This window comes from Kitasatospora sp. NPDC048545, assembly GCF_040651155.1.
GTDB lineage: Bacteria > Actinomycetota > Actinomycetes > Streptomycetales > Streptomycetaceae > Kitasatospora.
Map to the genome: position 1 here is coordinate 1 of NZ_JBEZIQ010000102.1, position 17,061 is coordinate 17,061.

General features: G+C 74.5%; 13 protein-coding genes. 8 read left to right on the forward strand and 5 right to left on the reverse strand.

Annotated elements, in window-relative coordinates:
- Positions 1-220 precede the first annotated feature (220 nt).
- A complete protein-coding gene (locus AB0D10_RS44595; RefSeq protein WP_360268314.1) occupies positions 221-1,156 on the reverse strand; it encodes an NAD(P)-dependent oxidoreductase in 936 nt (311 codons plus the stop codon).
- Between the two features lie 265 nt (positions 1,157-1,421).
- On the opposite strand from AB0D10_RS44595, the gene AB0D10_RS44600 reads away from it, so the two are divergent.
- Together AB0D10_RS44600 and AB0D10_RS44605 are read left to right on the forward strand one after the other, a co-directional pair.
- Positions 1,422-2,450 (forward strand): cytochrome c oxidase assembly protein, encoded by a 1,029-nt coding sequence (locus AB0D10_RS44600; RefSeq protein ID WP_360268348.1) that lies wholly within the window; start codon positions 1,422-1,424, stop codon positions 2,448-2,450.
- 169 nt (positions 2,451-2,619) lie between these two features.
- Complete coding sequence (locus AB0D10_RS44605; RefSeq protein ID WP_360268317.1) at positions 2,620-3,207, forward strand: YdcF family protein; 588 nt, start codon at positions 2,620-2,622, stop codon at positions 3,205-3,207.
- 155 nt (positions 3,208-3,362) lie between these two features.
- Here the strand turns inward: AB0D10_RS44605 and AB0D10_RS44610 are convergent, their stop codons facing one another.
- A complete protein-coding gene (locus AB0D10_RS44610) occupies positions 3,363-5,582 on the reverse strand; it encodes an NADP-dependent isocitrate dehydrogenase (RefSeq protein WP_360268320.1) in 2,220 nt (739 codons plus the stop codon).
- A gap of 343 nt (positions 5,583-5,925) precedes the next feature.
- Between AB0D10_RS44610 and AB0D10_RS44615 the strand changes: the two genes are divergently transcribed.
- Positions 5,926-6,246 (forward strand): SAV_915 family protein, encoded by a 321-nt coding sequence (locus tag AB0D10_RS44615; RefSeq protein ID WP_360268323.1) that lies wholly within the window; start codon positions 5,926-5,928, stop codon positions 6,244-6,246.
- A complete protein-coding gene (locus AB0D10_RS44620; protein WP_360268326.1) occupies positions 6,243-6,569 on the forward strand; it encodes a hypothetical protein in 327 nt (108 codons plus the stop codon). The genes AB0D10_RS44615 and AB0D10_RS44620 overlap by 4 nt, the downstream gene beginning before the upstream one ends.
- A gap of 36 nt (positions 6,570-6,605) precedes the next feature.
- Here the strand turns inward: AB0D10_RS44620 and AB0D10_RS44625 are convergent, their stop codons facing one another.
- Entirely contained in the window at positions 6,606-6,863 is a 258-nt protein-coding gene (locus AB0D10_RS44625) for a hypothetical protein (RefSeq protein WP_360268329.1), read from the reverse strand.
- Positions 6,864-6,971: 108 nt separating this feature from the next.
- Positions 6,972-7,841, reverse strand: a complete 870-nt coding sequence (locus tag AB0D10_RS44630; RefSeq protein ID WP_360268332.1) for a DMT family transporter — start codon at positions 7,839-7,841, stop codon at positions 6,972-6,974.
- Between the two features lie 268 nt (positions 7,842-8,109).
- Between AB0D10_RS44630 and AB0D10_RS44635 the strand changes: the two genes are divergently transcribed.
- Entirely contained in the window at positions 8,110-9,042 is a 933-nt protein-coding gene (locus AB0D10_RS44635) for a serine/threonine dehydratase (RefSeq protein ID WP_360268335.1), read from the forward strand.
- 210 nt (positions 9,043-9,252) lie between these two features.
- Here the strand turns inward: AB0D10_RS44635 and AB0D10_RS44640 are convergent, their stop codons facing one another.
- Positions 9,253-10,092 carry a phosphatase PAP2 family protein gene (locus AB0D10_RS44640; RefSeq protein WP_360268337.1) on the reverse strand — a complete coding sequence of 280 codons (840 nt, stop codon included), beginning with the start codon at positions 10,090-10,092 and terminating at the stop codon, positions 9,253-9,255.
- A gap of 540 nt (positions 10,093-10,632) precedes the next feature.
- Here AB0D10_RS44640 and AB0D10_RS44645 point away from each other — a divergent pair.
- The 3 genes from AB0D10_RS44645 to AB0D10_RS44655 form a co-directional block, all read left to right on the forward strand.
- A complete protein-coding gene (locus AB0D10_RS44645) occupies positions 10,633-10,842 on the forward strand; it encodes an MbtH family protein (protein ID WP_360268339.1) in 210 nt (69 codons plus the stop codon).
- A 67-nt stretch (positions 10,843-10,909) separates the two neighbouring features.
- Positions 10,910-12,244: a cysteate synthase gene (locus AB0D10_RS44650; RefSeq protein ID WP_360268342.1), complete on the forward strand. Its 1,335-nt coding sequence runs from the start codon at positions 10,910-10,912 to the stop codon at positions 12,242-12,244.
- Positions 12,245-12,484: 240 nt separating this feature from the next.
- On the forward strand, positions 12,485-17,061 hold a 4,577-nt coding region (locus AB0D10_RS44655), incomplete at its 3' end, for an amino acid adenylation domain-containing protein (RefSeq protein ID WP_360268345.1).

The window sequence follows — 17,061 nt, forward strand, 5'->3', positions numbered from 1 at the left end:
CCCGTTTACCGACCCCCCCCCCCCGGGGGGCCCGGCGCGCAGGGCGTATCGGGCACCCCCGGGGGGCCGGACCTATACCCCCCCGACAACCGGGCCGGGGGGGCGGCCTGACAGGGCAGGCCGCCGACCGGTTCGAAGGCTGCGGCCGCCCGTGCGGCGTCGACGTCCTCGCCGCCGGGCGGCGCAGCGAGAACGCGCGGCCCGGCGGCGGGGAGCGCAGTTAGCCGCTGCCCCCGAGCGCCGTGCGGTACCACCCGGCGGCCTCCGGGAGGCGGGCGAGCGGGCCGGGGCCGGGCGGGCAGGCGGCGAGGCGCCAGACGGCCCCGCTGCGGTACCAGTGGTCACGGGCGACCAGCGAGAACTGGCGCTCCGAGACCCGGCCGGGTGCGGCGGCCAACAGCCGCCGGCACTCCTCCCAGGGCACGGCCGGGCCGTCCGGGGCCGTCAGCAGGCCGAGCGAGGCCAGCGCGGCCAGCAGGTCGCCGACACGGACCGGGTCCGGGTGGGAGGCGTGGTGGACGCCGGCCGGGGCGCCGTGGGCGTCCAGGGCGAGCGCCGTGACCAGCCGGGCCAGGTCGGTGCGGTCCACGACCGAGAGCCGGGCCTCGCCGCCCGCCCAGCGGACCGGCACCCGGCGGACCAGCTCCGCCATCGCGGGCACCACCCAGCGGTCGCCCGTCCCGGTCACCAGGCCGGGGCGCAGCACGTGCGCGCCGGCGTCCAGGGCGTGCCGCTCGCCGAGCAGCCGGGTGCGGCTGGCCTCGGACAGCGGGGCGGGCGGCACCTCGTCCACCCCGATGCCCGCGTGCGGGCCCTCGCCGTACACCGCCGTCGTCGACAGGTGGACGATCCGGTGCACCCCGGCGCGGGTGGCGGCCGCCATCAGCGCGGCCGTACCGCGGACGTTCGCCGCCTCGCACTCCTCGGCGCCGCCGGAGACCCGGGAGGCCAGGTGGACCAGCACGGCGGCGCCCTCGCACAGCTCCGCCAGCCCCGTGCCGTCGGCGAGGTCGCCCGGCACCCAGGTGGTGCCGGGGCCGGCGGTCTCCGGCACCCGGCGGGCCAGCGCGCGCACCCGTGCGCCGCGGGCCGTGAGGGCCGCCAGGACCCCGGAGCCGATGAAGCCGGTCGCTCCGGTCAGCGCGACCGTGTTCACCCCCGTCGCTCCCCGCTCCGCCGCCGTCGGCGGTTCCGTCGCCGTTCGTGGTTCCGTCGCCATGTCCGGGCCTCCCTGCCGACCGGCCGGTCAGTCTAGCCAGCGGGCCGCCCGCCGGGGAGGGAGCCGTACGGAGGGGGTGGGGGCACGGCCCGAAGTAAGGCCCACCTAGGCTGTATGCCAAGCAAAACGGGCGAACCGGACCCCCAGCGGGGACCACGAGGACGGAAAGCAGGACCCGCCGATGGGCGACGGAATGTCAGGCATGCACCACCACGGCGGGATGACCCAGCTAGGCCCGTTCACCCTCTCCAACGTGTGGACCTGGTCCCCGGACTGGTTCTTCCTGCTCGGCGGGCTGGTCGTCCTGGGGCTCTACGCGGCGGGCGTGGTCCGGCTGTACCGGCGCGGCGACCGCTGGCCGGTCGGCCGGATGGTCGCCTGGGCGGCCGGCGTCGGCACCCTGCTGCTGGTGACCTGCAGCGGGCTGAACGACTACGGCATGGTGCTGTTCAGCGCGCACATGATCCAGCACATGGTGCTCTCCATGCTGACGCCGATCCTGCTGCTGCTCGGCGCCCCGATCACGCTGGCGCTGCGGGCGCTGCGCCCGGCCGGCAAGGGCCGCCCGCGCGGGCCGCGCGAGCTGCTGGTGGCGCTGCTGCACAGCCGGTACGTCCGGATCATCTCGCACCCGGCGTTCACCATCCCGATGTTCATCGCGAGCCTCTACGGGGTCTACTTCACCCCGGCGTTCGACTTCCTGATGCAGTACCGCCTCGGGCACATCTTCATGATGGTCCACTTCCTGTTCACCGGGCTGGCCTTCTTCTGGCCGATCATGGGCGTGGACCCGGGCCCGCACCGCCCCGGCCACGTGATGCGGATCATCGAACTGTTCATGGGGATGCCGTTCCACGCCTTCTTCGGCGTGGCGGTGATGATGGCGAGCCACCCGCTGGTCACCACCTTCACCCCGGAGGGATCGCCGCCCGGGACGGACCTGCTGGAGGACCAGAAGCTGGCGGGCGGCATCACCTGGGCGTTCGGCGAGATCCCGACCGCGATCGTGCTGATCGCCCTGGTCTACCAGTGGATGGGCTCCGAGCAGCGGCAGGCCCGTCGCCGCGACCGTGCCGAGGAGCGCTCCGGCGACGCCGAGCTGGAGGCGTACAACGCCTACCTGGCCTCGCTCCACAAGCGCGACCGCACCCCGGGGGCGGGCACCGCCCCGATCGCCCCCGCGGCCGCTCCGGTGGCCGCCCCGGGCGCACCGGCCGCCGAGACCGGCTGAGTCCGGCTGAGTACGCCCCCTATCCGGAACCCTCGTTCCCGGGAACCCTCGTTCCGGCACCGGAACGGGGGTTCCGCCGTTCCGGAGGCGGGGCGGGGCCCGGGCCCGAGTCGGCAAGGACCGCGGCGGGGGCCGGAACGGTGGTTCCGCCGTACACGTTCGAACGGATATGCGCGCCCTGCTGATCGTCGCCGCCCTGCTCTGCGGGTACCTCCTGCTCTGGCTGCTCGGCTTCCTCGGCCTGGCCCTGCACCAGCGCCGCCGGCCCGCACCGGTCGGCTCCGACTACCTGGTCGTCCTGGGCGCCGCACTGGACGGCTGCGAGCCCGGGCCCACGCTGGCGGCCCGGCTGGACGCCGCGCTGGCGCGCCTGGCCGCCGAGGAGGCCGCCGGGTACGCCCCGCTGGTCCTGGTGACCGGCGGCAAGGGCCCGCACGAGCAGTGCACCGAGGCCGCCGCGATGGCCCGCTACCTGACCGCCCGGGGCGTCCCGGCCGAGCGGATCCGGCGCGAGGAGCGGGCCGCCAACACCGCCGAGAACCTCCGATTCAGCGCCGCCCTGATGGCCGCCGAGCGCCCCGGCTACCGGTGCACGGTGGTCACCAGCGGCTTCCACACCGTCCGCTCCGCGCTCGCCGCCCGCCGGGCCGGCGCGCGCGGCGACGTGCTCGGCGCGGACGGACCGCTGGCGCACGGCCCGTACCTGCTGGTGCGCGAGGCCGTCGGCACCGCGCTGGCCATGCTCGGCCGGGTCTGAACCGGCCCGCCGCCGCACGGCCGGGGACCGGGGCCGGACCCGAGGACCGGCGACCCGGGCGGAACGCGGGGAGGCCCCCGGGTCCGCTCTCACGGACCCGGGGGCCTCCCGGTGCTGCACGTCGGCTCGGTCGGCCCGGTTCGGACCGGCCGGGTTCAGCCGAGGTTGGCGAGCGCCTCGTTGAAGGTCTTCGACGGGCGCATCACGGCCGCGGCCTTGGCCGGGTCCGGCTGGTAGTAGCCACCGAGGTCGACCGGCGAGCCCTGGACGGCGATCAGCTCGTCGACGATGGTCTGCTCCTGCGCGGTCAGCGCCTCGGCCAGGCCGGCGAAGGCCTGGGCCAGCTCGGCGTCCGCGGTCTGCTCGGCCAGCTCCTGGGCCCAGTAGGTGGCCAGGTAGAAGTGGCTGCCGCGGTTGTCGATGCCACCGAGGCGGCGGCTCGGCGACTTGTCCTCGTTGAGGAAGGTTCCGGTGGCCCGGTCCAGGGTGTCGGCCAGCACCTGGGCGCGGGCGTTGCCGGTGGTGGTGGCCAGGTGCTCGAAGCTGGCGGCCAGCGCGAAGAACTCGCCCAGGCTGTCCCAGCGCAGGTAGTTCTCCTTGACGAGCTGCTGGACGTGCTTCGGGGCGGAGCCGCCGGCGCCGGTCTCGAACAGGCCGCCGCCCGCCATCAGCGGGACGACCGACAGCATCTTGGCGCTGGTGCCCAGCTCCAGGATCGGGAACAGGTCGGTCAGGTAGTCACGCAGCACGTTGCCGGTCACCGAGATGGTGTTCTCGCCACGGCGGATGCGCTCCAGCGAGAACGTGGTGGCCTCGACCGGGGACTTGATCTCGATCTGCAGGCCGGTGGTGTCGTGCTCCGGCAGGTAGCGCTTGACCTTCTCGATCAGCACCGCGTCGTGGGCACGGGTCTCGTCCAGCCAGAACACCGCCGGGTCGCCGGTGGCGCGGGCGCGGGAGACGGCCAGCTTGACCCAGTCCTGGATCGGCAGGTCCTTGGTCTGGCAGGCGCGGAAGATGTCGCCGGGCTGGACGGCCTGCTCCAGCACCACGTTGCCCGCGGCGTCGACCAGGCGGACGGTGCCGGCGGCCTCGATCTCGAAGGTCTTGTCGTGGGAGCCGTACTCCTCGGCCTTCTGGGCCATCAGGCCGACGTTCGGCACCGAGCCGATGGTGGCCGGGTCGAGGGCGCCGTTGGCGCGGCAGTCGTCGATGACGGCCTGGTACACGCCGGAGTAGCTGCTGTCCGGCAGCACGGCGAGGGTGTCGGCCTCCTGGCCGTCCGGGCCCCACATGTGGCCGGAGGTGCGGATCATGGCCGGCATCGAGGCGTCGACGATGACGTCGCTCGGCACGTGCAGGTTGGTGATGCCCTTGTCGGAGTCGACCATGGCCAGGGCCGGGCCCTCGGCCAGCTCGGCCTCGAAGGAGGCCTTGACCTCGGCGCCGTTCGGCAGCGCGTCCAGGCCGGCCAGGATGCCGCCGAGGCCGTTGTTCGGGTTCAGACCGGCGGCGGTCAGCGCCTCGCCGTGGGCGGCGAAGGTCTTCGGGAAGAAGGCGCGCACGACGTGGCCGAACACGATCGGGTCGGAGACCTTCATCATGGTCGCCTTGAGGTGCACCGAGAACAGCACGCCCTCGGCCTTGGCACGGGCCACCTGGGCGGCCAGGAACTCGTTCAGGGCGGCGGCGCGCATCACGGAGGCGTCGACGACCTCGCCGGCCAGCACCGGGACCTTCTCGCGCAGCACCGTGGTGGTGCCGTCCTCGCCGACCAGCTCGATGCGCAGGGCACCGTCGGCCTCGACCACGGCGGACTTCTCGGTGGACCGGAAGTCGTTCTCGCCCATGGTGGCGACGTTGGTCTTGGACTCCGCGGTCCAGGCACCCATGCGGTGCGGGTGGGTCTTGGCGTAGTTCTTGACCGACTGCGGCGCGCGGCGGTCCGAGTTGCCCTCGCGCAGGACCGGGTTGACGGCGCTGCCCTTGATCTTGTCGTACCGGGCGCGGACGTCCTTGTCCTCGTCGGTCTGCGGGTCGTCGGGGTAGTCCGGCAGGGCGTAGCCCTGGGCCTGCAGCTCGGCGACAGCGGCCTTCAGCTGCGGCACGGAGGCCGAGACGTTCGGCAGCTTGATGATGTTGGCGCTCGGGGTCTTGGCCAGCTCGCCCAGCTCGGCGAGGGCGTCGCCGATCCGCTGCGCCTCGGTCAGACGCTCCGGGAAGCTCGCGATGATCCGCCCGGCCAGGGAGATGTCGCGGGTCTCCACCCGCACACCCGCGGTCGAGGCGTACGCCTGGACAACCGGCAGGAACGAGTAGGTCGCCAGGGCCGGAGCCTCGTCGGTGTGCGTATAGATGATGGTCGAGTCAGTCATCGGTACTCCGCTTCAGGTCTCCAACGTCTTGACGTCAAGATATCTCGTCACGGGCCCCTCGCTCCACCTCCCCCCGCCCCGTAGCGCGCGCCGGTCCCCCGGGGGGCGCCCCGCGGCCGCGTCGAGGGCCGGAATCCACGGTCGTCCGAGCCGGGACGGGGGGCAACCGGAGCGCCGCCGGCGCGTGGGTGTGGTCCACCCGGGTGAGCCGAACGTCAGGAGTGCGTCAACGCACCACCCCATTCGGTCAACGCCGCGTCAGGACCGGCGACGCCCGGGGCGGGCCGACCTAGCGTCGAGGGAGCAGTTACGGCAGGCACCACCACCCACCCGGGAGCACCGCATGGCCAGCGTCTGGCACGTACCGGTCACCACCACCGACACCGGCAGCACCTTCGGTACCGGCAGCACCACCGCACTCCGCCTGTTCCGCCTGCGCGACGGTCGCCGCTGCGCGGTCGGATTCTCCAGCCCCGAGGCCCTCGCCGCCCTCCTCGGTCCGGACCAGGCGCACACCGAGCTCGCCGAACCCGCCCTGCGCGACCTCACCGCCCCGCTCAGGGTGGACGCCCTGGTCCTGGACCCGAGGCTGGTCGCCCCGCCCGTCGCCACCCCCGCCGCGCCGCCCGCCCCGGCCCCGACCGCACAGCTCCAGCACCGGTGACCGCCCCACTCCAGCTCGTCCCGGGCGGCCTGGGCCCCGAGGACCACCGGCGGCCGGCCCGGTCGCTGCACGCGATCGCCCGGATCAGCCACGGCCCGGTCCCGCTCGACTTCGACCGGCTCGCCGCCGAGTTCCCGGCCGTCCGGAGCGGCCTCGCCCTCGCCGGAGACGCCGACCTGGAGCTCCGGCTCGCCTGCACCGGCCCGGAGGAGTTACGGACCGTCGCCGCGGCCCTGCACCGCGCGGGCGCCGCGAAGGTCCGCATCGACCTGGTCCTGCGCACCCTCACCCCGGCCCCGGTGACCCTGCGGCCGGTGCCGTGAGGCACGCCCGGCCGTGCGGCCACCGGGGCCGGGTGCTCACTCCTCGCCGGGGCGCGGGTCCGGGTTGATCGCCTGGTAGTCGATGGGCTGGCCCCAGGCGTCGTCGCCGACGGCGTCGGCGCAGTAGCCGCTGCCCTCGACGTGCCCGCCCGCGTCCCGGCACTGCTCGGCGGTGACGTCCCGGAGCCCGGTCGCCGCCGCCGGAACAGCGGCGGCGGCCGCGGCACCGGCGGCGGTGAGCAGGACGACGGACGCGGTCGTGGCGGCCACCCGGGCAAGGCGTGAGCTGTTCATGCGGACCACCCCAGCACGCCCGCCCGCCCGCTGCGACCACAGGGCGCCCGGCCGGGTGGTCGGCCGACCGGACCGGCCCCGCACCCCCGGCCACCCCGCCCGGGCGCGCTACGCCCGGGCCAGGGCCGCGATCGCCCCGAGCAACAGCGTCGAGCCCGCCAACAGGCCCGCCGTGACGGGCTCGCCCAGGAACAGCACGCCGATCACCGCCGCCGTGGCCGGCTCCAGCAGCACCAGGACCGCCGCCGTCGCGCCCGGCACGGCGGTCAGCCCGGTGAAGTACCAGCCGTAGGCGAACAGCGTGGGCACCGTGCCGAGGAACAGCAGCGCGGCGCCGGTCGACACCGGGTCCCCGGCCGTCGGCAGCACGCCCTGGACAGCAGCGAACGGGAGCAGGCAGAGCAGCCCGGTGGTGAAGGCTCCGGTGCCGGCCCGGGCCGAGCCGCCGCCCCGCGCCCAGAGGGTGAGGCCGCTCTGCCCCGCGCCCGCGACGACGGCCAGGGCCGCGCCCAGCGCCGGGCGCGGGCCGGTCGCCGGGGCGGCGACCAGCAGGACCAGCCCGGCGAGGGCCAGGGCAACGGCGGCGAGCGCGCGACGGGTGAGCCGCTCGCCGAGCAGCACGTGTGCGCCGAGGCTGGTGAGCACCGGCCCGGCGCCGATGGTGATCAGGGTGCCCAGCCCCAGGCCCGCGTAGTGCACGGAGCCGAAGTAGGCGCACTGGCTGATCGCCAGGCCGAGCCCGGTCAGCACGGCGGCGCCGGGCCTGGAGGTGCCGCTCCCGGCCCGGCGCCCACCGGTCGGCAGCAGGGCCAGGCAGAGCGCCGCGACGCCGAAGCGCCAGCAGGAGACGGCCACCGGGCCGAGGCCGCTGGTGCGCATCAGCAGCGCGGCCACTGCTCCGCCCGCGCCCCAGGCGACGGCGGCGGCGGAAATGGACAACAGGCCGTGCCGGAAGGGCACGGCGGCGTACGAGGACATGCGTCAGTACTCCACGATGAATGGCCGGTTCGGGTCCGCGGGGTGCGCGGGCGGCGGTCATCGCCCCGGCTGCCGGCGGAGTCCCGCAGGGCCGGGGTGGGTGGAGTGGGCCGCCCGCTAGCGGGGCGGCGGGGGGAGGATCACATGACGCACGGGGCCAGGGTACGCCTCCGGTGCCGTGATCTTCCGCCCGTCCGGCCGCGCGACGTACCGTCGGCCCCGGACGGAACGCCCTGTCGACGCCCCACCGGCGAAGGAGCAGAACGCGATGGACCAGCTGACGTACGACGAGGTCGAGGCTGCCGCGCGGCGGATCGCCGGGCGGGTGCGCCCGGTCGCGATGGCGCCGGGGGACGACGGCGGACGGACCTGGTTGGCACTGGAGTTCCTGCAGCACACCGGCAGCTTCAAGGCGCGCGGTGCGCAGAACTTCCTGCTCGCGCACGCCGAGGCGGGCACCCTCCCGGACACCGGGGTCACCATCGCCTCGGGCGGCAACGCCGGGCTCGCCTGCGCCTGGGCGGCGCGCGAACTCGGCGTCCGGGCGACGGTGTTCCTGCCGGAGACCGCCTCCCCGGTGAAGCTGGCCCGGCTGCGCTCCTACGGCGCGCAGGTGCGGCTGGCCGGCCGGGAGTACGCGGAGGCGCTGGCCGCGTGCGAGGAGTTCGCCGCCGACAGCGGGGCGCTGGCCTCGCACGCGTACGACCACCCGCTGATCGCCGCCGGCGCGGGGACCGTCCTGGCGGAGATCCACGACCGGGTGCCCGGGCTGGACACCGTGGTGGTGTCGGTGGGCGGCGGTGGGCTCTTGGCCGGTGTGGCCGTGGCGGCGCGCGAGCACGGCGTCCGGGTGCTCGCGGTCGAGCCGACCGGCAGCCGCGCCCTGAACGCCGCGCTGGCGGCCGGCCGCCCGGTGGACGTCCCGGTCGACTCGGTGGCCCAGGACGCGCTCGGCGCACGCCGCGCCACCGCGCTGGCCGTCACCGCCGCCGGGCACGGGGGCGTGCGCTCCGTCCTGGTGGACGACGAGGCCATCGTGCGCGCCCGCCGGCGGCTGTGGGAGGAGCGCCGGATCGCCGTCGAGTTCGCGGCCTCCACCGCCCTCGCCGCGGTCGACCGGGCCGACGGCGAGCGCGTCGCCGTCCTCCTCTGTGGCGCCAACACCGACCCGTCCGACCTGGTGGACCGCGAGCGGGGGTGATCCGCCGGGGTCGGCGACGCCGGCGGCGGTCGGGCCGGCGGCGGTCGGGCCGGCGCGGGCCGACCTGTTCTTGCCTGTGCCGACAGGTCCGACAGGTCCGACAGGTCCGACAGGTCCGGTGGTGCCGATCGGCTGACCGGCCCGGCTGCCCGCTGTGGTGGTCGGGTTCGGCCGCCGGCCCGGGCATCACCGGCCCGTCTGCGGTCCGGGCTACCGGCGGCGGGCGGCAGCCTCGCCCTGGACGGGCCCCTGCCCGGCCACGCGCGGCCCGGCGGCCGGCCAGGAGGCCGGGATCCGCGGGAACTGGTACGCCCAGCGGTGGAAGAGCAGCCGGGCCGCGACGAAGCCCACGCCCAGGCAGACCGCCCCGCCCGCCGCGTCCAGCCAGAGGTGGTTCGCGGTGGCGATGATCACGGTCAGGGTGAACAGCGGGTACAGCAGGCCCAGCGCCCGCAGCCAGGCCCGTCCGGACAGGAAGAACACCGTCAGCCCGCACCACAGCGCCCAACCGAAGTGCATCGAGGGCATCGCCGCGTACTGGTTGGAGATGGTCGCTCCCGCGCCCGAGGCCAGCGAACCCCAGGTGTGGTGCACCGTCACCGTGTCGATGAAGCCGGGCAGCATCCGCGGCGGGGCCATCGGGAAGACGTAGTAGCCGACCAGGGCGATGCCGGTGGCACCGGCCAGCGCCGTACGGACCGCCGGGTACCGGCCGGGGTGGCTGCGGTAGAGCCAGACCAGCACGGCGATGGTGATGACGAAGTGCAGTGTGGCGTAGTAGTAGTTCATGCCGACGATCGCCCAGGTCACCGCATCCAGGCCGTGATTGACCGAGCGTTCGAAGGCCAGGCCGAGGCTCCGCTCCAGGTCCCACACGAGGCTCGTGTGGGCCTTCGCGGTCTCGGCGTGCTGCGGCACCGCGTTGCGGACCAGGTTGTAGACCCAGTAGCCGATCCCGATGAGCACCAGCTCGAACCGGAGGCGCGGCCGGACCGGACGCAGCCGCCGGGCGGCGATCCGGTCACGCAGGGCGCGTGCGCCGCCCGGCACCGCTCCGCCGACGGCCGGGCCCTCCGGCCCGCTCCCCGGACCGTCGGGTGAATTCCCTCCGGCATGAACGGAACTTGCGTCACGGGAACGGGAGTTGTTCTCGGCACCGGATGCATGGCCGTCGGTCGGTAACCTCATGGGGTAGAAGTCTGCCAGACGATCCGTGCCCGTCCGATCATCCGGTCGGCGGGGTTTCTTCGCCGCCGCACTCCCACCGGGGTACGGGACTTCACTCCCGCTGCGAGCGCACGGCAGGTCCACCCGACCCGGCCGCGGAGCTCATTTCCTCCATATTTCGCGACATTTCGCACGGGATCAGCACCGGCCGACCGGCGCGCCGGGGCAGCGGCGACAGCAGAAGCACCTGCACATTCCGTTCACACCTCCCGACATCAATCCACACTTCCCCTTTCGGGCCCGGATGAGTAAGACTGGAACACGGACCGGGCGGGGGCAGGTCCGTCCGGAACAGGGGATCCACCTCCGCCACGTCCGCATATGTCCAGCCGGCCAACCGGCTATGCGAGAAAAGGTGACGCGGTGACGAATCCCTTCGAGGACCCCGAGGCCAACTACCTGGTTCTGGTGAACGACGAGGGCCAGCATTCGCTCTGGCCCGTCTTCACGGAAATTCCGGCCGGGTGGCAGCAGGTGTTCGGCGAGGCCGGGCGCCAGGAGTGCCTGGACTACATCGAGAACTCCTGGACCGACATGCGCCCGAAGAGTCTCATTTCGGCCATGGAACAGTAGTTTCCGGCCCGCGCGAACACATTCAGCTGGCAGTACCGGCTGCGGCCGGTGGCAACGGGGGAAAGCCATGGAGCACGGCGGGCACTACACGGTTGTCTGCACTCGATGCGGCTTACGATTCGGGGACGACGGGCTGATTTCGGCCTGCCCGGAGTGCCGCGACAATTCACTGCTACGGACCGAGTACACCGCCGGCTCACTGGCCGACGCGATCGCCGTCACCCCGGCGGCACCCGGCCCCTTCCGCTACCGCGGCTGGCTCCCGGTCGTCCGCGAGGTCCCCGGGGCGAGCCTGCCTGCCGTGCACCGAAGTCGCGGACTCGGCGCCGCCCTGGGGCTGAGCGACCTCTGGACGGCCTTCAGCGGCTACTGGCCGGAACGCGACTGCCGCATGGACTCCGGGACCTTCAAGGAACTGGAGGCCTTCGCCGTCCTGGGACGGGTCCCGCAGGACGCGGGCGTCATGGTCGTCGCGTCCGCCGGGAACACCGCGGCGGCCTTCGTCCGGGCCACCGAGCAGTTCGACTTCCCCTGCGTACTGGTGGTCCCCGAACGCGCCCTGCCCGGGCTGGCGCTCTCCGGCACCGGACCGCGGGTGCGGATCGTCGCCGTCAAGGGCGGCGGCTACAACGACGCGATCACCTACGGCCAGGGCATCCTGGCCACCGGCACGCCCTTCTTCCCCGAGGGCGGGGTCCGCAACGTCGCCCGCCGCGACGGCCTCGGCGTCGTCATGCTGGCCGCGTACGAGCGGCTCGGCCGACTGCCCGACTACTACGTCCAGGCCGTCGGCAGCGGTACCGGCGCGATCGCCGCGCACGAGGCGGCCCGCCGGATCGCCGCCACCACGGGCGGCACCCCGCCGCGCACCCTGCTCTGCCAGAACACCGGGTTCGCCCCGCTGCACCGGCTCTGGCGCGGCCGGACCGCCGCCCTCTCCGGAGGACTCCCGGATCAGGCCGCGGCTCCGCTGCCGGAGCCGGCTCCCTCCCCGGCCGCGGTCACGCTGTCGTGCATCGACGTCCACGCCCCCGAACTCGTCAACGCCACACCTCCGTTCGGGGTCCACGGCGGCGTCGCCGACCTGTTGGCCGACACCTCGGGCGAGGTCCTGCTGGCCGACACCCCGGAGGCCCTCGCCGCGGCCGCGCTGTTCGAGGAGACCGAGGGCATCGACATCGAGCCGGCCGCCGCCGTGGCGGTGGCCTGCCTGCGACGCGCGGTCACCGAGCGGCGGATCCCGCGTGACGCGCGGATCCTGCTCAACATCACCGGCGGCGGCCGGCGTCGGGCCCGAGCGGAGCGCGACGGCGGCACCCACCTCCCGAACGCCTCGCTCGTCGGGGCCGAGGACGATCCGGCGGTCACCGCGGCCATGCTGCTCGACTCACTGTCCCTGTGACGGCGCACCCGGCCACCTCCCGGGCCACCTCCCGGGCCGACACCCCGGCTTCCTCCCCGGCGCCGGCGCACCCGACCGGGCGCTGACCGCCCCCGACCCCCGAGACCCACACCGCCCCAGGCGCGCACCGGCGCCGCGGGGCGGTCAGACACGTGCGTCCCCGGCCGCCCGGCCGGGCCGCGGTGGAACCCACGGGCCGACGGCCCGGCGCGACCCCCAGACGAACCGGAGTCCCAGCAGATGTCGCCTTCGCAGCCCGAGTACCTGCCCCTGCTTTCCGGCCAGGCCGGAATGTGGTTCGCGCAGCAGCTGGACCCGGCCAGCCCCGCCTACCAGGTCCACGAGTACGTGGAGATCCACGGGCCGGTCGACCCCGGGCTGTTCGAGCGCGCCCTCCACCGGGCCGTCCTCGACTGCGAGACGCTGCGCCTGCGGCTGGTGCCCGGCGGCCAGGAGCTCCGCCAGTTCGTCGAACCCGACCCCGCCTGGCGGTTCGTCCCCGTCGACGTCAGCGCCGAGACCGACCCGTGGGAGGCGGCGGTGCGCTGGATGCGCACCGAGTACCTCCGCCCCTACGACCTGGAGACCGGCCCCGCCTGCGCCTTCGCGCTGATCCGGCTGGCCGCCGACCACCACATCTGGTCCCTGCGCGCCCACCACGCGATGGGCGACGGCCACAGCGGCCCGCTCTTCGCCGCCCGGGTCGCGGAGGTCTACAGCACCTGGGCGGAGGGCCGGACCCTGCCCGACGAGAGCGGCATCCCGCCGTTCGCGCGGCTGGTGGAGGTCGAGGCCGAGTACCGCGCCTCCGCCCAGTTCGAGGCGGACCGCCAGTACTGGCAGGACCGGCTCGCCGACCGCCCGACCGCCGTCAACTTCGCCGGCCGGTTCGCCCCGGCCTCGCACACCCACCTGCGCCACGCACTCCGGCTGGACCCCGAGTACATGGCCACGCTGCGCACCTCCGCGCGCCGGCTCGGGGTCAGCTGGACCGTCCTGGTGCTCGCCGCCGCGGCCGCCTACACCTCCCGGGTGACCGGCAGCGGCGACGTCGTCCTCGGCTTCCCGGTCGCCGCCCGGTCCGGCGAGGTCGCCCGGACCACCCCGGGCGTCGTCAACAACGTGGTGCCGCTGCGCCTGGCCGTCGACCCGCAGGAACCGCTCTCCGCGCTCATCAAGAAGACCAGCCGCGCCGCCCGCGAGGCCCTGCGGCACCAGCGTTACCGCTACGAGGAGATCCGGCGCGACCTCGGCCTGGTCGCGTCGAGCGGGCAGCTGTTCGGCCCCACCGTCAACATCCAGTCCTTCGACTACAACCTCACCTTCGGCGGCCACCCGAGCACCACCCACAACCTCAGCAGCGGCCCCGTCGAGGACCTCAACATCCTGATCTACGACCGGCAGACCGGCGACGGCGCCGGTCTCGTCGTCGACGCCAACCCGGCGCTCTACCGGCCGGAGGAGATCGCCGCCCACTGCCGCCGCTTCCAGCACTACCTCGCCGCCCTCGCCGCCGCCGACGGCGCCCAGCCGCTGCACGAGGTCGAACTGCTCGACACGGCCGAGCGGCAACAGGTCCTGACCGACTGGAACGACACCGCCGTCGAGCCGCCGTCGGCCACCCTGCCCACGCTGTTCGAAGCCCAGGTCGCCCGGACACCCGAGGCGGTCGCGCTGGTCAGCGGCGGCCACGAACTCACCTACCGGGAGCTCAACACCCGCGCCAACCGGCTGGCACACCTGCTGATCCGGCGCGGCGTCGGACCGGAGGCGCTGGTCGCGGTCTGCCTGGAACGCTCCGCCGACCTGGTGGTCGCCCTGCTCGCCGTCCTCAAGGCCGGCGGCGCCTACCTGCCCATCGACCCCGACTACCCCGCCGACCGCATCGCCTACACCCTGGCGGACGCCCGGCCGGTCGTCGTGCTGGCCTCCGGGGCCACCGCGGCGGCGGTGCCGGCCGACGGGATCCCCGTGGTGCCGGTGGACCGGATCGAGCCCGCCACCTCCGACGACTTCACCTCCGCCGGCTTCACCTCCGACGACGCCGACCCGGGCGTCGCCGTTCTGCCCGGCCACCCGGCGTACGTGATCCACACCTCCGGCTCCACCGGACGACCCAAGGGCGTCGTCGTGCCGGTCGAGGCACTGGTCAACTTCCTGGCCGCGATGCAGCGCCGCTTCGCGTTCGGCCCCGCGGACCGGCTGCTCGCGGTGACCACGGTCGCCTTCGACATCGCCGCGCTGGAGCTCTACCTGCCCCTGCTCAACGGCGCCCGGGTGGTGCTGGCCCCCCGCGAGACCGTCCGGGACCCGCGTGCGCTGCGGGACCTGCTGACGGCGAGCGGGGCGACCGCGATGCAGGCCACGCCGAGCCTCTGGCACGCGCTGACCGCCGAAGCCGCGTCGCTCGACGGCTCGTCGGCCGACGCGCCCTCGGCCGGTGACGCATTGGCCGGTCTCCGGGCGTTGGTCGGCGGCGAGGCGCTGGACAGCGGGCTGGCCCGGACCCTGACCGCCCGCACGGGCGGTGTGACCAACCTCTACGGCCCCACCGAGACCACCATCTGGTCCACCGCCCACGAGGTCGGCGACGAGCACGGCGAGGTCCTGCCCATCGGGCGGCCCATCGACAACACCCGGGCCTACGTGCTCGATGAGGCTCTGCGCCCGGTTCCGGCCGGTGTGGCCGGCGACCTCTACCTGGCGGGCAACGGCCTGGCCCGCGGCTACCTCGGCCGCCCCGGGCTGACCGCCGAACGCTTCGTGGCCTGCCCCTTCGAGCCCGAGGGTGGGCCCCTCCTGCCCGGTGGCGGGCAAGGAGGTGGGCCCCTCCTGCCCGGTGGCGGGCAAGGAGGGAGGATGTACCGCACCGGCGACGTGGTCCGCTGGACCGCCGACGGTGAGCTGGAGTTCCTGGGCCGCGCCGACGACCAGGTCAAGATCCGCGGCTTCCGCATCGAACTCGGCGAGGTCCAGGCCGCCTTGGCGTCCTACCCGGGAGTCGCCCAGGCCGCCGTATCGGTGCGCGAGGATGCCCCCGGCGACCACCGGCTCGTCGGGTACCTGGTGGCGGAGCACGACGCGGACATGGCCGCGCTGCCCGCCCTGGCCCGGGCGGCGGCGGCCGAGCGGCTGCCGGAGTACATGGTGCCGTCGGCCGTGGTGGTGCTGGAGTCCCTGCCGCTGACCGCCAACGGCAAGCTCGACCGCAAGGCCCTGCCCGCCCCGGACTACGCCGCCGCGGGCGCCGGCGCCGGCCGGGCGGCGGAGAACCTGTCCGAGGAGATCCTCTGCGCGCTCTTCGCCGAGGTCCTCGGCCTGCCCTCGGTCGGCGTCGAGGACGGCTTCTTCGACCTGGGCGGCCACTCGCTCCTCGCCACCCGTCTCGGCAGCCGGGTGCGGTCCGCCCTCGGGGTCGAACTCCCGCTGCGCACCCTCTTCGAGGCGCCGACGCCCGCCGCACTGGCGCGCCGGCTCGACCGCGGCGCGACGCTGCGGCCGCCCGTGGTGGCCGTCGAGGAGCGGCCCGCGCCGGTGCCGCTCTCCTACGCCCAGCAGCGGCTCTGGTTCCTCGGACAGCTGGAGGGGACGAGCTCCGGTTACAACATCCCTGCGGCGCTGCGCCTTTCGGGCGCGCTGGAGCCGGATGCCCTGGCCGCGGCCCTGCGTGACGTGATGGAGCGGCACGAGGTGCTGCGGACCGTCTACTCCCCGGTCGACGGCGAACCCGTGCAGCGGGTACTGCCGATCGAGTCGGTCCCGTTCGAGCTCACCGTCGAACCGGTCGACGGGGAGGAGGAGCTGGCCGTCGCCGTGAACCGGTCGGCGGGACGGCCCTTCGACCTGGCGACGGAACCGCCGCTGCGGGCAGCCCTGTTCGCCCTGGCACCCGAGCAGCACGTCCTTGTTCTGACGCTTCATCACATCGCTGGCGACGGCTGGTCCTTCGGACCCCTCGGGCGGGACCTGTCCACCGCGTACGCGGCGCGGGTGCGGGGCGGCTCGCCCGCGTGGTCGCCGTTGCCGGTGCAGTACGCGGACTACACGCTCTGGCAGCGCGAGCTGCTGGGGTCGGAGGAGGACCCCGAGGGCCTGCTGGCGGGGCAGTTGGGGTACTGGCGGGAGGCGCTGGCCGAGCTGCCGGAGGAGCTGACGCTGCCGTTCGACCGTCCGCGTCCGGCCGTCGCCTCACACCGGGGCGGCGACGTCGAGCTGACCGTCCCCGCCGAGCTCCACACCAACCTGCTGGAGCTCGCCCGGAAGGAGGGCGTCACGCCCTTCATGCTGCTCCAGGCGGCGCTGGCGGTGCTGCTCTCCCGGCTCGGCGCCGGGCAGGACATCCCGATCGGCACACCCATCGCCGGACGCACCGACGAAGCACTGGACGACCTCGTCGGCTTCTTCGCCAACACCCTGGTGCTGCGCACCGACCTCACCGGCAACCCCACCTTCAGCGAACTGCTGAGCCGCGTCCGGGAGACCGGACTCGGGGCGTTCGCCCACCAGGACGTGCCCTTCGAGCGCCTGGTCGAAGAGCTTGCACCCGTACGCTCGATGGCCCGCCACCCGCTCTTCCAGGTCATCCTCACCCTGCAGAACACCGTCGAGGCACGCCTTGAACTGCCGGGCGTGGAGGTCGAGTTGTCGACCGCCGGGGACCCGACGGCCAACTTCGACCTCGCCTTCGAGGTCCGCGAGCGGTACACGTCCACCGACACTCCGGACGGGCTGGCGGTGCGGATCGTCTTCGCGGCCGAGTTGTTCGACCGGTCGTCGGTGGAAGTCCTGGGACAGCGCTGGCTGCGCGTCCTCACCGC